Below are 12,482 nucleotides of genomic sequence, written 5' to 3' on the forward strand. Positions count from 1 at the left end.
TTAATCCAAAAGTGATTCCCCGTTAAGATTGGTTGTGAGTATGTCGCTCATTAAATCAAAATACGGCCGTATTGCTCGGAATGCATGGTCTACATTTGTCATAAAATCGGGATCCAAAACTTCTTTGTCGGAAAAATTTTTAACAAAAATGAATTGTTTCCTTCTGATCAGATCAATGTTGGGGTGATCTTTGTTGAATCCGGATGGGGAAGTTTTTAATTCATCGCCCTGCATTTCACCCCAAACCTCCTTGAAGTTTTTTTTATTCATTATAGAACGGATTTCCGAGGCGTCGGTTTCGAATTCCTTTCTTATTCTGAAGAGGTCTTCTTTATTGGGCCCCCAAAATCCAGCAGCAATAAAGGTTTCATTGGGTTTTATACGTAAATAGTATCCTCCGCGTAAGCGTAGTCCAGCTCTTGAAAAAGAACCGGCAAAATGGGTCTTATACGGAGTTTTGTCCTTTGAAAATCGGACATCCCTATAGATTCGGAACATTTTTGATTTTTCAATATCATCATGGACTTTTAATTTGTCCATTAAGGAGGTATAAAAACTTTTCACCCCTGTTTCCAGCTCCTTGAATTCACTTTTGTGTTCCGTGAACCATTCCCTAGAGTTGTTTTTTTTAAGGTTTTCCAAAAATTGAAACACATCTTTCGTAATTACCTCCTGTTGTATACGACTCATAACACATTATCTTTGTGCTAAAGTTAACCAATTTAGCACAAGCCGATTTTGAAATAATGGTTAATTTTGAACGTATAATTAAAAGTGCAAATGGATAAAGCATCTATAATAAAGAATATCAAGGAGCATAAAAATCAGCCTAACCTGAGGTTTGAACTTAAGGAAAGAACTGAATTGTTTACCAATCGTTTGTTCTATTCCCTTTTCGATATAGATACACCGGTAGATGAAAATCTGGATCTATTGGAAAAGGAGTTTGATACCTTGGTTGATTTGGCCTGTTGGCAGGTACATAAACCTTGCAAAAAGGTTTGGGAGAACTATGTAGTGCGTTTGCCCAAAATTCTGGAAAAATTAAATTTGGATGCCGAGGCCATTGTTAATTGCGACCCTGCTTCCCTGTCCATTGAAGAAGTTTATATGGCATATCCAGGTTTTTATGCCATTGCTATATACAGGCTTGCCCATGAACTTTATATTGATGGCTTTCCACTGGTTCCCAGGTTAATGACGGAATATGCACATAGGCAGACCGGTGTAGATATCAACCCGGGAGCGCAAATAGGAAATTCTTTTTTTATTGATCATGCCACAGGGGTGGTAATTGGTGAAACAGCAATAATTAAAAACAATGTAAAAATCTACCAAGGGGTTACCTTGGGAGCTTTATATGTTGCCAAAAAATTGCAAAAAACAAAGCGTCACCCCACCATTGAAAATAATGTTACCATATATGCCAATGCCACTATCCTTGGAGGGGAAACAGTTATTGGGGAAAATTCCGTAATTGGGGGAAATGCATGGATTACAGAATCCGTGCCTGCCAATTCAACTGTGTACCATTCTCCTATCATTAAAATAAAAACCTTGCCGCATGTCTCATAGTATATTGGATATTATAGGGAATACTCCCTTGGTATTATCAAAAGTTGTCAATATCAATCCCAATGTTAAACTTTTTTTTAAGCTGGAAGGCAATAATCCAGGGGGAAGCGTAAAGGATCGTGCGGCCTTTAATATGATAAAGGAAGGTTTGGAACGTGGGGATTTTGATGTAAACTCCAAATTGATAGAAGCTACGAGTGGAAATACTGGTATTGCATTGGCCATGATTGCCGGAATATATGGATTGGATATAGAATTGGTCATGCCCGAAAATTCCACCAAGGAAAGGGTACAGACCATGAGGGCATATGGGGCCAAGGTAACACTTACCCCTGCCGATGTTGGCATTGAGGGTGCCAGGGATTATGCTGAATTAAAGGTTAAAGAAGAAGGTTATGTCATGATCAATCAGTTTTCCAATGATGATAATTGGAAGGCCCATTACAAAAGTACCGGTCCAGAAATTTGGAGGGATACGCAGGGGGAGATTACCCATTTTGTGTCTTCCATGGGTACCACTGGAACCATAATGGGTACATCTACCTTTTTGAAAGAAAGGAATTCCAGTGTTCAAATCGTGGGGGTGCAACCCGCCGATGAAGCCAAGATTCCCGGTATTCGCAAATGGCCTATAGAATATCTCCCTAAAATTTTTAATCCCAAGAAAGTGGATTCGGTTTTAGAGGTTACAGAACAGGAGGCTAGGGAAATGGCCAAGCGATTGGCGAAGGAAGAGGGTATTTTTGCAGGAATGAGTAGTGGTGGGGCCGCTGCAGCCGCAGTGAAATTGGCCCAAAGTTTGGAAGAAGGAATTATTGTTTCCATAGTGTGCGACCGTGGAGACCGTTATCTTTCCTCGGACCTATTCGATTAATAAGAATCCATTAAATTGGAAGCTATAGCCAACCCTTCTTTTTAAAATAAAATAAAAGGCCAATGAAGATTGCTATCATTAGTCCCCATACATAAAAGTATCCGTTGGGGTACTTCAATTCTGGGATATATTCGAAATTCATTCCATATACCCCAACAATAAATGTAAGTGGAATAAAAATAGAGGCCATAATGGTAAGTACTTTCATTACCTCGTTCATTTTGTTGCTCATGTTGCTCATATACATTTCCATAAGGCTCATGGACATTTCCCTTAATATATTGAGACTTTCATTTATTTCTATACAATGATCCAAGGCATCCCTCAAGAATAATTGGGTGTCTTTCGCTATTAACAAATGTTCGCTATCTATTAATTTATTGATCAACTCCCTCATTGGGTACATATATCCTCTTATCCTTAGGACCTCTTTTTTTAAGTCCTGGATGGCATGGGCTGTCTTGGAGCTTGGATTTTCATATACTTCCTCCTCCAAGGCATCTATTTTATGGTTTACATTTTCAAGTACCACAAAATAATTGTCTATTATGGCGTCCAAAAGGGTGAAAAATAAGTAGTCTGCCGGCTTGCTTCGTATACGTCCGGCTTTGGCCCTTACCCTATCCCTAATGCTATTGAAAACATCATCCTGCATTTCCTGAAAAACAAGAACCGTATTCTCCATTAAAACAATGGCCACGTGTTCTGCTACCAAATCATTCTTTTCATCCAAATAGAGCATTTTAAATGCTCCAAAAATATAGTTGTCGTATTCGTCTATCTTTGGCCGCTGATGGGTGTTAACGGCATCTTCAACAGTTAGGGGGTTCAAGGAAAAAGCTTTGCCAAGATTTTCTATAAATTTTTCATCACTTATTCCAATAACATTTATCCAGGAAATTGTGGGAGACGCTTGGAAGGCCACAATTTTATCGAAGCTATCGATGGTGTACACATCAACCCCCGATTCTATGATACTATTTTCATCATATTCTAATACATAGATGGTACTTTTGGCTCCTTCCCTATTCCCTAGGTAGGTTACGGTTCCTGGAGCCTTTCCAGTTTTGGCGAGCCTTTTTGAATGTCCTTTGTGCGTCGACTTTTTTTTGGCCATAGGTTTTGGAATCTTAATAGTAACCTTATTATAATTTTGTTATTTGTACTAATTTATACAATCCGCCCCGTCCAAAATTCAACGGTACTACATTTTATATCATTTTTTTGAGATTTCCAAACAAAGAATCTGATCTGGGTGTTATTTAAACTGTAGATCGTTCAGCACTAGTCCAGAGCCAGGGGCAACATAGGTCAACACAATGTTGGATTGTCTTTTTAATGATGCTACAATATGCGATGAGCTTAATTCTCCCTTGCCCACTTGAATCAAAGCTCCCATGATCATCCTAATCTGATATCGCATAAAACCTTCCCCGGTGATGTGCAGCGCGTAGCTCACTTCTGGGAAAAAGTTGGCCTCCAGTATTTTATTTTTTTTTATTTCACATGATGCTATAGTCCTAAGCACTTTGGTATTAGGCTGTAGCCGCGCCGTATAAGATGAAAAATCGTGTGTTCCCGTGAAAAGTCGGGCACAGTCCGCCATTAAATCCACATCCAGTTTGTCTATGATATTAGCTAGAAAGGGTGCACAAAAGGGGTGGTTTTTTTGTCCGCAAGAGAAAAGATAAACATATTCCTTTAGCTTGCTTTCCTGAATGATATTGAAGTTTTCCTTAATCTGGTCAACGCTTATTACACGAATATCAGGGGGAAGGTTTACATTAAATTCATTCATAAACGTGTTAAGGTCCTCAAGAGGGGCCTTATCCAAAAATAATTCAAAGGCTGTGTTTAAGGCAGAAACTTTTGCATCTGTACGTCCGGCTCCAAGAATCTTGAATTTGGAGTTGGGCAAAACAAATTTTAAAGTCTTTACAAGCATACCCTCCACCGTTTTTTGATTGGGCTGCTTTTGCCAACCACTATAACGGAAACCTAAAAATTGAACACGTATTAAATAGTAAAAACGAGGTATCTGCATCTGGTCTGTAGCTTCAGTAATTAAACCCGAAACAACCTGTTAGCAAGGCAATGACATGGTTGGGCCGGATTTTGGTTTGGTTTTTGAGTGTGCTTTTAAAATGTATATGCATGAGTTCATCGTGGTTTTTGGCACTTCCTCCAAGCCCCATTTTTTCTATCTTATATTTCTGCCTATTCAACGAAATTTGGACCGAGGTTTGTGCTTTATGTTGTAATTATGTTGAAAATTGTCCTAAATCTTAAATCGTTAATTATGGAAACATCTGTCAAAGGAACGGCTCCCAAAATTAATATAGTACTTACCATTATTACCTTGGTTTCACTAATATTCCTGAGTTTTTATGGAATGTACGGCAATACATTCATTTTCAATAAAATAGAAAATTATCTTTTCCCATTTTTGACCATTACACACTTTTTGTATCTATATGTACTATGGTTTAAAATAACCGAAAAGGAATATCCCGATATGATCATGAAAAATATTGAGTATATCATGTACGGTATATTACTCGTCTATTTATATAAAATATCAGAGACCATTGTAATATTTGGTTCCCAAAATGAATTTCAGGACCATGTTATTCCCAGCTCCTTTGTACCCATGGGTATTTTGATCATTACTATGCAATCCTTATTGATCGTACTTACCATATGGTCCTTTGTCATTAGAAAGCAAAGGGTAGGTAAATATGATTTTGATTACTTGAATAATCACATCGATGCTTGGGAGTAGCAAGTTACATTTTACAATCCTCTTATAAAACTGCCGTACACATCTTTTATCTGATACCCTACGGTGTAGCGCTGTTTGCTTAATTTTTTATGTGCTACAAGCCCCCACAGCAACAATTCCTTAAGAAAATAGGTATCTTCCTTTTTTATATCAGGTTGGTATTCCTTGACCAATCGTTGAAGGGGAACAATGCTGTCTAGCTTTTCCTGATATTCCTTGTCGGTAGCATCATCCAACAAATCAAAACCTTCACCATCAAAAAACCAACTTATCAATTCGTCATAAGGACCTGCGGCATCCTTGCGCTCCAATTTATCGATCTTTGGGAAAAAATTTTGAAAGAGCGATTTCACTGCATCTTCGATCAGTATTTCAGCAACACTTCCCGATCCTTCCTGTTCCCCTTCATAAACCAATTCAATCTTTCCGATTATAGAGGGAATAACGCCCATAAAATCACAAAGTCTTACCATGGTGGATTCTTGGCCGTTTTTCAATACTCTCCGTTCCGCGGTGCTCATTAAGTTTTCGAAGGAAGTTATGCTCATCCTGGCGCTGATACCACTTTTGGCATCTACATATTCACTTTCCCTGGCCTCCCTACTTATTTGTTCCAAGAGATCTTTTGCCAAATCGGGGACATAAACGGCCTCACTTTGTCGATTGTCCAATTTGGATTCCTGTTCGGTAATTTTACGTGCAGTTTCAATGTCTTCGGGGTAATGCGTTAAAATTTGTGATCCTATCCTATCTTTTAATGGGGTTACTATACTACCTCTGTTGGTATAATCCTCAGGGTTTGCGGTAAACACAAATTGTAGGTCCAATGGCAATCTCAGTTTAAAACCCCTTATTTGAATGTCGCCCTCCTGTAAAATATTAAAAAGGGAAACCTGTATCCTCGCCTGCAAATCCGGCAATTCATTGATTACAAATATACATCGGTTGGCTCGTGGGATCATTCCGAAATGGATTACCCTGTCATCTGCGTAGGACAACTTTAAATTGGCCGCTTTGATGGGATCAACGTCACCTATTAAATCGGCCACCGTTACATCAGGAGTAGCCAATTTTTCATAGAACCGATCACTTCTGTGCAACCAGGAAATGGGTGTTAGGTCACCGTGTTCCTTAATAGTTTCTATGGCAAATCGAGAGATGGGGCTTAAAGGATCGTCATTTATTTCCGAACCGGCCACTATTGGGATATATTCATCCAATAAATTTACCATAAGCCTAGCCAATCGTGTTTTGGCCTGTCCTCTAAGGCCCAATAGATTAATATTGTGCCTGGACAATATGGCTCTTTCCAATTCCGGCACTACGGAGTTTTCATAGCCCCAAACCCCAGGAAATGTTATTTCATCAGATTTTATTTTTTCAATTAAGTTGGCTCTCAACTCATCCTTTATTTTCTTGGTTTTGTATCCTGCCTTTTTAAGCTCTCCTAGGTTTGTGATTTCCTTATAATTCAATTTCATATTGAGTAATTTGTTTTTTTGGTATCCCTGTCCATATAGGCCGACAGGGTTTGATGTCTTTTATTTTTTCAAACCAATGTAATGGTTTGGTCTATTATCCTTTGAGTCTTTTCCTCCTGTTCTGTTCGTAATCCTCAAAGATCATTTCACCAAGACCCTTTAGGCCTGTAAAGAAGGCCTTTCCCTTATTGGCCTCCGTAAAATGTCTTACAAATTGCGTTAAATAGGGGTCCTTGGCAATCATGAAGGTGGTTATTGGAATATGTAGCTTTCTTGCCTGTCTGGCCATGTTGTAACATTTCTCTACAATATAATCGTCCAAGCCCACACTATTTTTGTAATAGCTGCCATCTGCCAGTCTTATGCAGCTGGGTTTACCATCGGTTATCATAAATATCTGCTTGTTCGTATTTCGCTTTCTTCGCAGCATATCCATTGCCAATTGCAAACCGGCAACGGTATTGGTGTGATATGGACCAACTTTGAGGTAAGGCAAGTCTTTGATGGGAATTGGCCAGGCGTCGTTGCCAAAAACTAAAATCTCCAGGGTATCTTTCGGATAGCGGGTAGTGATAAGTTCGGCCAAGGCCATTGCCACCTTTTTTGCAGGTGTAATGCGGTCTTCCCCGTAAAGTATCATACTATGGCTAATGTCGATCATCAGGACCGTACTCATTTGTGCCTTGAATTGGGTATCCTCTACCACCAAATCCTCTTCGCTTAAATTGAAATTGCCAATGCCATGGTTAATCTGGGCATTTTTTAAGCTCTCGGTCATAGAAATCCGCTCTAAACTGTCCCCGAATCTATATTCCCGGAATTCTCCGGTATGCTCATCGCCCCTACCGGACAAACCGGTCTTGTGATTGCCTGAACCGCTGCGTTTTAACTTACCGAAAATTTGGTTCAAGGCAGCCTGCCTTATGATTCGTTCCATTTTAGCGGTTATGGATAAATCGGCATTTTGCCCCCCGGAACCATCTCCGTCACCTTCTTTTGGATCCTCCTTGAGAAACCCTTTCGCCTTGAGATCCTCTATAAAATCATCTATGGTATAATTCTCATCTGTAAGTTCGTACTCCTTGTCCAACTCCCTCAACCAATCCAAAGCCTCATCCACATCGCCCGAAGTATGTGTAATCAGTTCCTTGAAAATATCAAAAAGCTTTTCGAAGGGAGTTTGTTCTGGGGCTTCATAATTGGAAAATCGAAACCCTTTTCTTTTATTCATAGCCATACTATAAAATTACTTAATTTGGTCTAGACCATTTCCTTTTTAAAGAAAACTTAACGGTTTACGTATATTAGTATCGCTTGGATTATACAAACCTTTCATATTACAAAGCATTTTTTAGCACTCCCCCACTATGGACAGGAGAATTGGACGGCTTAGGACAATTTGAGTTTCCGGAAGTTGGTTTTGAAAATTTCGTAACCGTGACCATCCCTTCCAATTTAAGGTTGGGACACAAAATAGAACATATTTTTCTACAACTTATACAGCATTCCCCCCAATACAAAGTAGTGGCGCACAATATCCCTATCAGGAAGGAAAAAATTAGTTTAGGGGAAATAGATTTTTTATTGCAAGATGTTGATAGTCAAAAATTTATGCATGTTGAATTAACTTATAAGTTTTACGTGATACCCGAGAACACAATACCTATTGAGCGTCAATTGATAGGGCCCAACAAACGCGATTCCTTTTATGCCAAGAAAGAAAGGATTATAAATCACCAAATTCCATTATTAAAGACGCCTGAGGGTATATCTGCGTTGCATCGGTTTAATATTAGGACTTCTGAACTACAGCATCAGGTATGTTTTAAATCCCAATTATTTATCCCTTTTATGGAGCGTAATATGGATGTAGCCCCTCTTAACGCCAATTGTATTAGCGGCAAGTGGATTTCTTTCCAAAAATTTAATTCCTCTGTGTTTTTTAGCCATAAGTATTATATACCTACCAAGCCAGAATGGCTTTTGGAGCCACATTTAGGCGTTAAATGGCAAGTGCATAGTGAAATTTTGGATTTGATTTCAAATAGAGTGGAAAATAAAAATTCCCCACTACTCTGGATGAAATCAGATAATTTGACTATTGAAAAACTTTTCATCTTATGGTGGTAGGACCATTGAAAATAGTCCTTTGCATGACGTCTATTTTGCTGTGAAAAAATAATAGGATTAGGATGGGTCTGCAATATTGGAATAAAAGGTTCGTTTTTATATGACAAATCTTTAAACCCCAGCCCCGATGAAAAAAATTTATTTATTGTTCTTTTCTTTATTAGTTTTTTCAATGGCCGAAGCAAAGGATGATTGTGAAACAATCTATTCTACGGCTTCATATGCCTTGAATCATGCTAAAAGCGCGTTGAAGGCTAACAATTATGATCATCAGAAATACTATTCAGGCAAGGCCTTGGAGTCTTATGAAAAACTATTTAAGTTATTGGAAGGAAGTCAATGTGAAGGATTGTCGGAAAAAGTACAGGACATTATAGCGGATGCCTTAAAGGCTGCCGATCCTGCGGATTGGGACAGAGGACGTTATTACAGTAAAAAGGTATTCAACAGCACCCAAGACCTAATAAGCTATATGGATAGTCGGACAGAGGTGGCAGGAGTTGAGATTACCCCGTAGTATTTAGGTTATATAACCAATACTGATAAAGCAAAGAAGTCATTGTTTACTAGATCAACAAAATTTTAAGTTGTTGAACAGGTATACAATGACTTTTAATTTTTATTCGCTTTAAAAGGTTTATTCCACAATTCCCAAAGGAGCGGTAGTTTTCCAGTTGCCCCTAGTAAAATCTGGAAACTCTTGAGGAGCCCCATTTTGGGCTACAGAAACCTCGCTTAAAGTTCCTACGGCACTCCAATAACAACCTTCGTAAACGTTTTGGTCTAATGGCAGGCCATTGCGTAGGCACTCGATGATTCTATACCTCATTATAAAGTCCATTCCGCCATGTCCGCCCATTTTGGTTGCCAATTCTCCCAAACGCACATACAGGGGGTGTTCGTATTTTTCAAAAATCTTTTGCAATTGCTCGCCTTCTGCCCATTCGTGGTGGTTGTCGGGGCCACCTTCTACCCCACCTTCCAAGGCAATTCGGGTCGGGAACCCAGCCAAGGTTCCTTTAGTTCCTTGAATCAGATTATGTCTTGTATATGGCCTAGGGCTGGTTTCGTCCCATTGCACCATAATAGTCCTTCCCATGCTAGTTTTAACGATGGATGTATTTATATCCCCTCCTTTAAAATCAAGCTTATTCCATTGGTGGTCCGCAGGAAAATTCTTGGCGGCATAAAGATTACGTCCTTTGCCGGGGGAAGAGAATGAGTTTATAAATTTAAAATTATCTTCTCCCCTAGCTAAATTCATATATTGGGCAACCGGACCCAAGCCATGGGTAGGATAAAGATTTCCATCGCGGTTGGCATAATGATAGGTACGCCAGGATCCAGTACCACGCTCTACCTCGTTCATTTGACCCCTTAGTTCATGGATATAGGAGGCTTCCCCGTGAAGCAACTCCCCAATAACACCTTGTCGGCACATATTTAAGTAGAGTAATTCCTCCCTGCCGTAGTTGACGTTTTCCATCATCATACAATGCTTCTGGGTGTTTTCGGAGGTATCAATTATTTCCCACATCTCTTCCATGGTAAGGGCTATGGGTACTTCAACAAAAACGTGTGCCCCACTTTTCATTGCCTCAATGGCCATGGGGGCGTGTAATTTCCATGGGGTACAAACAAAAACAGCATCTGGCTTTTCCTTTTTCAGCATTTTTTTCCAGTCGTTTTCCCCATCGGTGTACAAGCTTATTTTTTTATGCCTGGTACCGCCGCCGTTCTCCTTACATACTTTTGCCGATTTCTCGGCCAGATCCTGGTACAAATCACTGATAGCTACTACTTCTGTACCCTCAATGGCCGCAATCTGATGGGCATGACCTGATCCTCTGGCCCCTACACCAATAAACGCACATCTTACCGTTTCCAATTTAGGAGCAGAAAATCCACCCATATACATGGCGCCAGGTAATGGTGGCGGAGTATTATATGGATTGTTGCCGGTTATTGAATTGGACCATGCCGGGGTCATTGCCAAACCCATTCCTGCAATGGATGTTTTTCTTAAAAAATCTCTCCTATTTGATTTCATAGCCTATACTCTTGTTAATGTTATTAATTAATCATTGGAATTTTGAAGATAAGTTAATTTTTTATACAAAAAAATACCATGACGGAAATTAAACATTTTTCAAGTCATTTGAAAAATATAGACAGATTAATGCCGAGATTGCAGAACTTTTACAATGTCGTTAAGTTTAAAGCCTTTGGCCTGTAGCAGTATCAGGTAATGGAACAAAAGATCCGCACTTTCATCCTTAAAGAGTTGATCGTTGTCGTCCTTGGCCTCAATAACGACCTCTACGGCCTCTTCCCCTACTTTCTGGGCTACTTTGTTGATGCCGCTCTTAAATAGGGAGGAGACATAGCTGGGCTTAACTCCTTCGGGAATTTCAGCCTTTCCCTCAGCCTGTTCCTTTCTATTTTGAATAATGTTCTCCAATTCGGAAAGAAATCCGAAGGATGCATTGTTTTCCTGTCCCCAACAGGTACCTGTTCCCTTGTGACAAGTTGGCCCATCAGGATTTACCATAACCAATAAGGTATCATTGTCACAATCTAGTTGTATATCCACTAGATTCAAAAAATTACCGCTTTCCTCCCCTTTGGTCCATAGTCTGTTTTTTGTTCTACTAAAGAAGGTTACTTTACGGCTGTCCACTGTTTTTTTATATGCCTCTTGATTCATATATCCGAGCATAAGTACCTTTTTGGTAATCTCATCCTGAATAATTGCTGGAACCAGGCCGTCGTTATTTTTATTAAAGTCTATGTTCATGATTTTGGTTTCCATTATGGTTTTATAATCTAATCGGTATATTATTTCTTTTTAACTCTTCCTTCAAGTCTTTAATTTCAATTTCCTTGAAGTGGAAAACACTGGCGGCTAGGGCTGCATCGGCTTTTCCCTTTACAAAGGTGTCTGTAAAATGTTGCATATTTCCAGCACCGCCCGATGCTATAATAGGAATATTCAATTCGGTAGATAATTTTGCCAAAGCTTCATTGGCAAATCCGTCCTTAGTGCCGTCGTGATTCATGGAAGTAAATAGAATTTCACCGGCTCCGCGGTCTTCCACTTCCTTGGCCCATTGAAAAAGATTTAGTTCTGTAGGTACTTTTCCTCCTACCAAGTGAACTATCCATTCCCCATCAATTTGCTTGGCATCTATGGCTACAACAATACATTGGGAGCCAAATTTGGCGACCAGGTCGTTGATCAATTGAGGATTTTTTACGGCTGATGAATTTATGGATACCTTATCCGCGCCATTATGCAGTAGTATGTCTACATCTTCCACGGAGGAAATGCCACCGCCAACAGTAAAAGGAATATTTACTTTTTCAGCAACTCTCAGCACTAAATCGGCCAAAGTTCTCCTCCTTTCCTCTGTAGCTGAAATATCTAGAAAAACCAATTCGTCCGCTCCGGTTTTAGCATAAATTTCGGCCAATTCCACTGGATCTCCTGCGTCTCGCAGATCTACAAAATTTATACCCTTTACAGTTCTACCGTTCTTAATATCCAAACAAGGGATTATTCTTTTTGTTAACATTAGGTACTTTTATTTTTGGAATTTGGAGCTAAAACTTATTATAGTTCTTAATACCATGAATGGCT

General features: G+C 39.4%; 13 protein-coding genes. 5 read left to right on the forward strand and 8 right to left on the reverse strand.

Features of this window, described 5'->3' with window-relative positions:
• Positions 1–681 carry a DUF2461 domain-containing protein gene (locus MWU84_RS14110; RefSeq protein ID WP_246902627.1) on the reverse strand — a complete coding sequence of 227 codons (681 nt, stop codon included), beginning with the start codon at positions 679–681 and terminating at the stop codon, positions 1–3.
• 99 nt (positions 682–780) lie between these two features.
• Between MWU84_RS14110 and epsC the strand changes: the two genes are divergently transcribed.
• Together epsC and cysM are read left to right on the forward strand one after the other, a co-directional pair.
• Positions 781–1,575 (forward strand): serine O-acetyltransferase EpsC, encoded by a 795-nt coding sequence (gene epsC / locus MWU84_RS14115; RefSeq protein ID WP_246902430.1) that lies wholly within the window; start codon positions 781–783, stop codon positions 1,573–1,575.
• Positions 1,565–2,449, forward strand: coding sequence for a cysteine synthase CysM (gene cysM / locus MWU84_RS14120; RefSeq protein WP_246902432.1), 885 nt, complete (start codon positions 1,565–1,567; stop codon positions 2,447–2,449). The genes epsC and cysM overlap by 11 nt, the downstream gene beginning before the upstream one ends.
• A 22-nt stretch (positions 2,450–2,471) precedes the next feature.
• Here cysM and corA read toward each other — a convergent pair whose 3' ends face one another.
• Both corA and MWU84_RS14130 read right to left on the reverse strand, forming a co-directional pair.
• Positions 2,472–3,566: a magnesium/cobalt transporter CorA gene (gene corA, locus MWU84_RS14125; protein WP_246902434.1), complete on the reverse strand. Its 1,095-nt coding sequence runs from the start codon at positions 3,564–3,566 to the stop codon at positions 2,472–2,474.
• A gap of 141 nt (positions 3,567–3,707) precedes the next feature.
• Positions 3,708–4,394, reverse strand: a complete 687-nt coding sequence (locus MWU84_RS14130; RefSeq protein ID WP_348647876.1) for a tRNA pseudouridine(38-40) synthase TruA — start codon at positions 4,392–4,394, stop codon at positions 3,708–3,710.
• A 354-nt stretch (positions 4,395–4,748) separates the two neighbouring features.
• On the opposite strand from MWU84_RS14130, the gene MWU84_RS14135 reads away from it, so the two are divergent.
• Positions 4,749–5,231 carry a hypothetical protein gene (locus MWU84_RS14135; protein WP_246902438.1) on the forward strand — a complete coding sequence of 161 codons (483 nt, stop codon included), beginning with the start codon at positions 4,749–4,751 and terminating at the stop codon, positions 5,229–5,231.
• A gap of 11 nt (positions 5,232–5,242) precedes the next feature.
• Here MWU84_RS14135 and MWU84_RS14140 read toward each other — a convergent pair whose 3' ends face one another.
• Positions 5,243–6,712 (reverse strand): magnesium chelatase, encoded by a 1,470-nt coding sequence (locus MWU84_RS14140; RefSeq protein ID WP_246902440.1) that lies wholly within the window; start codon positions 6,710–6,712, stop codon positions 5,243–5,245.
• A gap of 94 nt (positions 6,713–6,806) precedes the next feature.
• Complete coding sequence (locus tag MWU84_RS14145; RefSeq protein WP_246902442.1) at positions 6,807–7,949, reverse strand: VWA domain-containing protein; 1,143 nt, start codon at positions 7,947–7,949, stop codon at positions 6,807–6,809.
• A gap of 77 nt (positions 7,950–8,026) precedes the next feature.
• Between MWU84_RS14145 and MWU84_RS14150 the strand changes: the two genes are divergently transcribed.
• Positions 8,027–8,842, forward strand: a complete 816-nt coding sequence (locus MWU84_RS14150) for a DUF1853 family protein (RefSeq protein WP_246902444.1) — start codon at positions 8,027–8,029, stop codon at positions 8,840–8,842.
• A gap of 127 nt (positions 8,843–8,969) precedes the next feature.
• Positions 8,970–9,359: a hypothetical protein gene (locus MWU84_RS14155; protein ID WP_246902446.1), complete on the forward strand. Its 390-nt coding sequence runs from the start codon at positions 8,970–8,972 to the stop codon at positions 9,357–9,359.
• Positions 9,360–9,479: 120 nt separating this feature from the next.
• Here MWU84_RS14155 and MWU84_RS14160 read toward each other — a convergent pair whose 3' ends face one another.
• From MWU84_RS14160 to hisF, 3 genes are all read right to left on the reverse strand, one after another.
• Positions 9,480–10,892 carry a Gfo/Idh/MocA family oxidoreductase gene (locus tag MWU84_RS14160; protein WP_246902448.1) on the reverse strand — a complete coding sequence of 471 codons (1,413 nt, stop codon included), beginning with the start codon at positions 10,890–10,892 and terminating at the stop codon, positions 9,480–9,482.
• Between the two features lie 126 nt (positions 10,893–11,018).
• Complete coding sequence (gene hisIE, locus MWU84_RS14165; protein WP_246902629.1) at positions 11,019–11,639, reverse strand: bifunctional phosphoribosyl-AMP cyclohydrolase/phosphoribosyl-ATP diphosphatase HisIE; 621 nt, start codon at positions 11,637–11,639, stop codon at positions 11,019–11,021.
• Between the two features lie 22 nt (positions 11,640–11,661).
• Positions 11,662–12,417, reverse strand: coding sequence for an imidazole glycerol phosphate synthase subunit HisF (gene hisF, locus MWU84_RS14170; protein ID WP_246902452.1), 756 nt, complete (start codon positions 12,415–12,417; stop codon positions 11,662–11,664).
• Positions 12,418–12,482 lie beyond the last annotated feature (65 nt).

This window comes from Arenibacter sp. F20364 (genome assembly GCF_023015905.1).
Classification (GTDB): Bacteria; Bacteroidota; Bacteroidia; order Flavobacteriales; family Flavobacteriaceae; genus Arenibacter.

Excerpts from the sequence above, each read along its gene's own strand:
- MWU84_RS14155 (WP_246902446.1), top strand. The coding sequence starts at position 8,970 with ATGAAAAAAATTTATTTATTGTTCTTTTCTTTATTAGTTTTTTCAATG.
- cysM (WP_246902432.1), top strand. The coding sequence starts at position 1,565 with ATGTCTCATAGTATATTGGATATTATAGGGAATACTCCCTTGGTATTA.
- MWU84_RS14140 (WP_246902440.1), bottom strand. The coding sequence starts at position 6,712 with ATGAAATTGAATTATAAGGAAATCACAAACCTAGGAGAGCTTAAAAAG.
- MWU84_RS14135 (WP_246902438.1), top strand. The coding sequence starts at position 4,749 with ATGGAAACATCTGTCAAAGGAACGGCTCCCAAAATTAATATAGTACTT.
- MWU84_RS14160 (WP_246902448.1), bottom strand. The coding sequence starts at position 10,892 with ATGAAATCAAATAGGAGAGATTTTTTAAGAAAAACATCCATTGCAGGA.
- hisF (WP_246902452.1), bottom strand. The coding sequence starts at position 12,417 with ATGTTAACAAAAAGAATAATCCCTTGTTTGGATATTAAGAACGGTAGA.
- corA (WP_246902434.1), bottom strand. The coding sequence starts at position 3,566 with ATGGCCAAAAAAAAGTCGACGCACAAAGGACATTCAAAAAGGCTCGCC.
- MWU84_RS14145 (WP_246902442.1), bottom strand. The coding sequence starts at position 7,949 with ATGGCTATGAATAAAAGAAAAGGGTTTCGATTTTCCAATTATGAAGCC.
- MWU84_RS14130 (WP_348647876.1), bottom strand. The coding sequence starts at position 4,394 with ATGCTTGTAAAGACTTTAAAATTTGTTTTGCCCAACTCCAAATTCAAG.
- epsC (WP_246902430.1), top strand. The coding sequence starts at position 781 with ATGGATAAAGCATCTATAATAAAGAATATCAAGGAGCATAAAAATCAG.
- hisIE (WP_246902629.1), bottom strand. The coding sequence starts at position 11,639 with ATGAACATAGACTTTAATAAAAATAACGACGGCCTGGTTCCAGCAATT.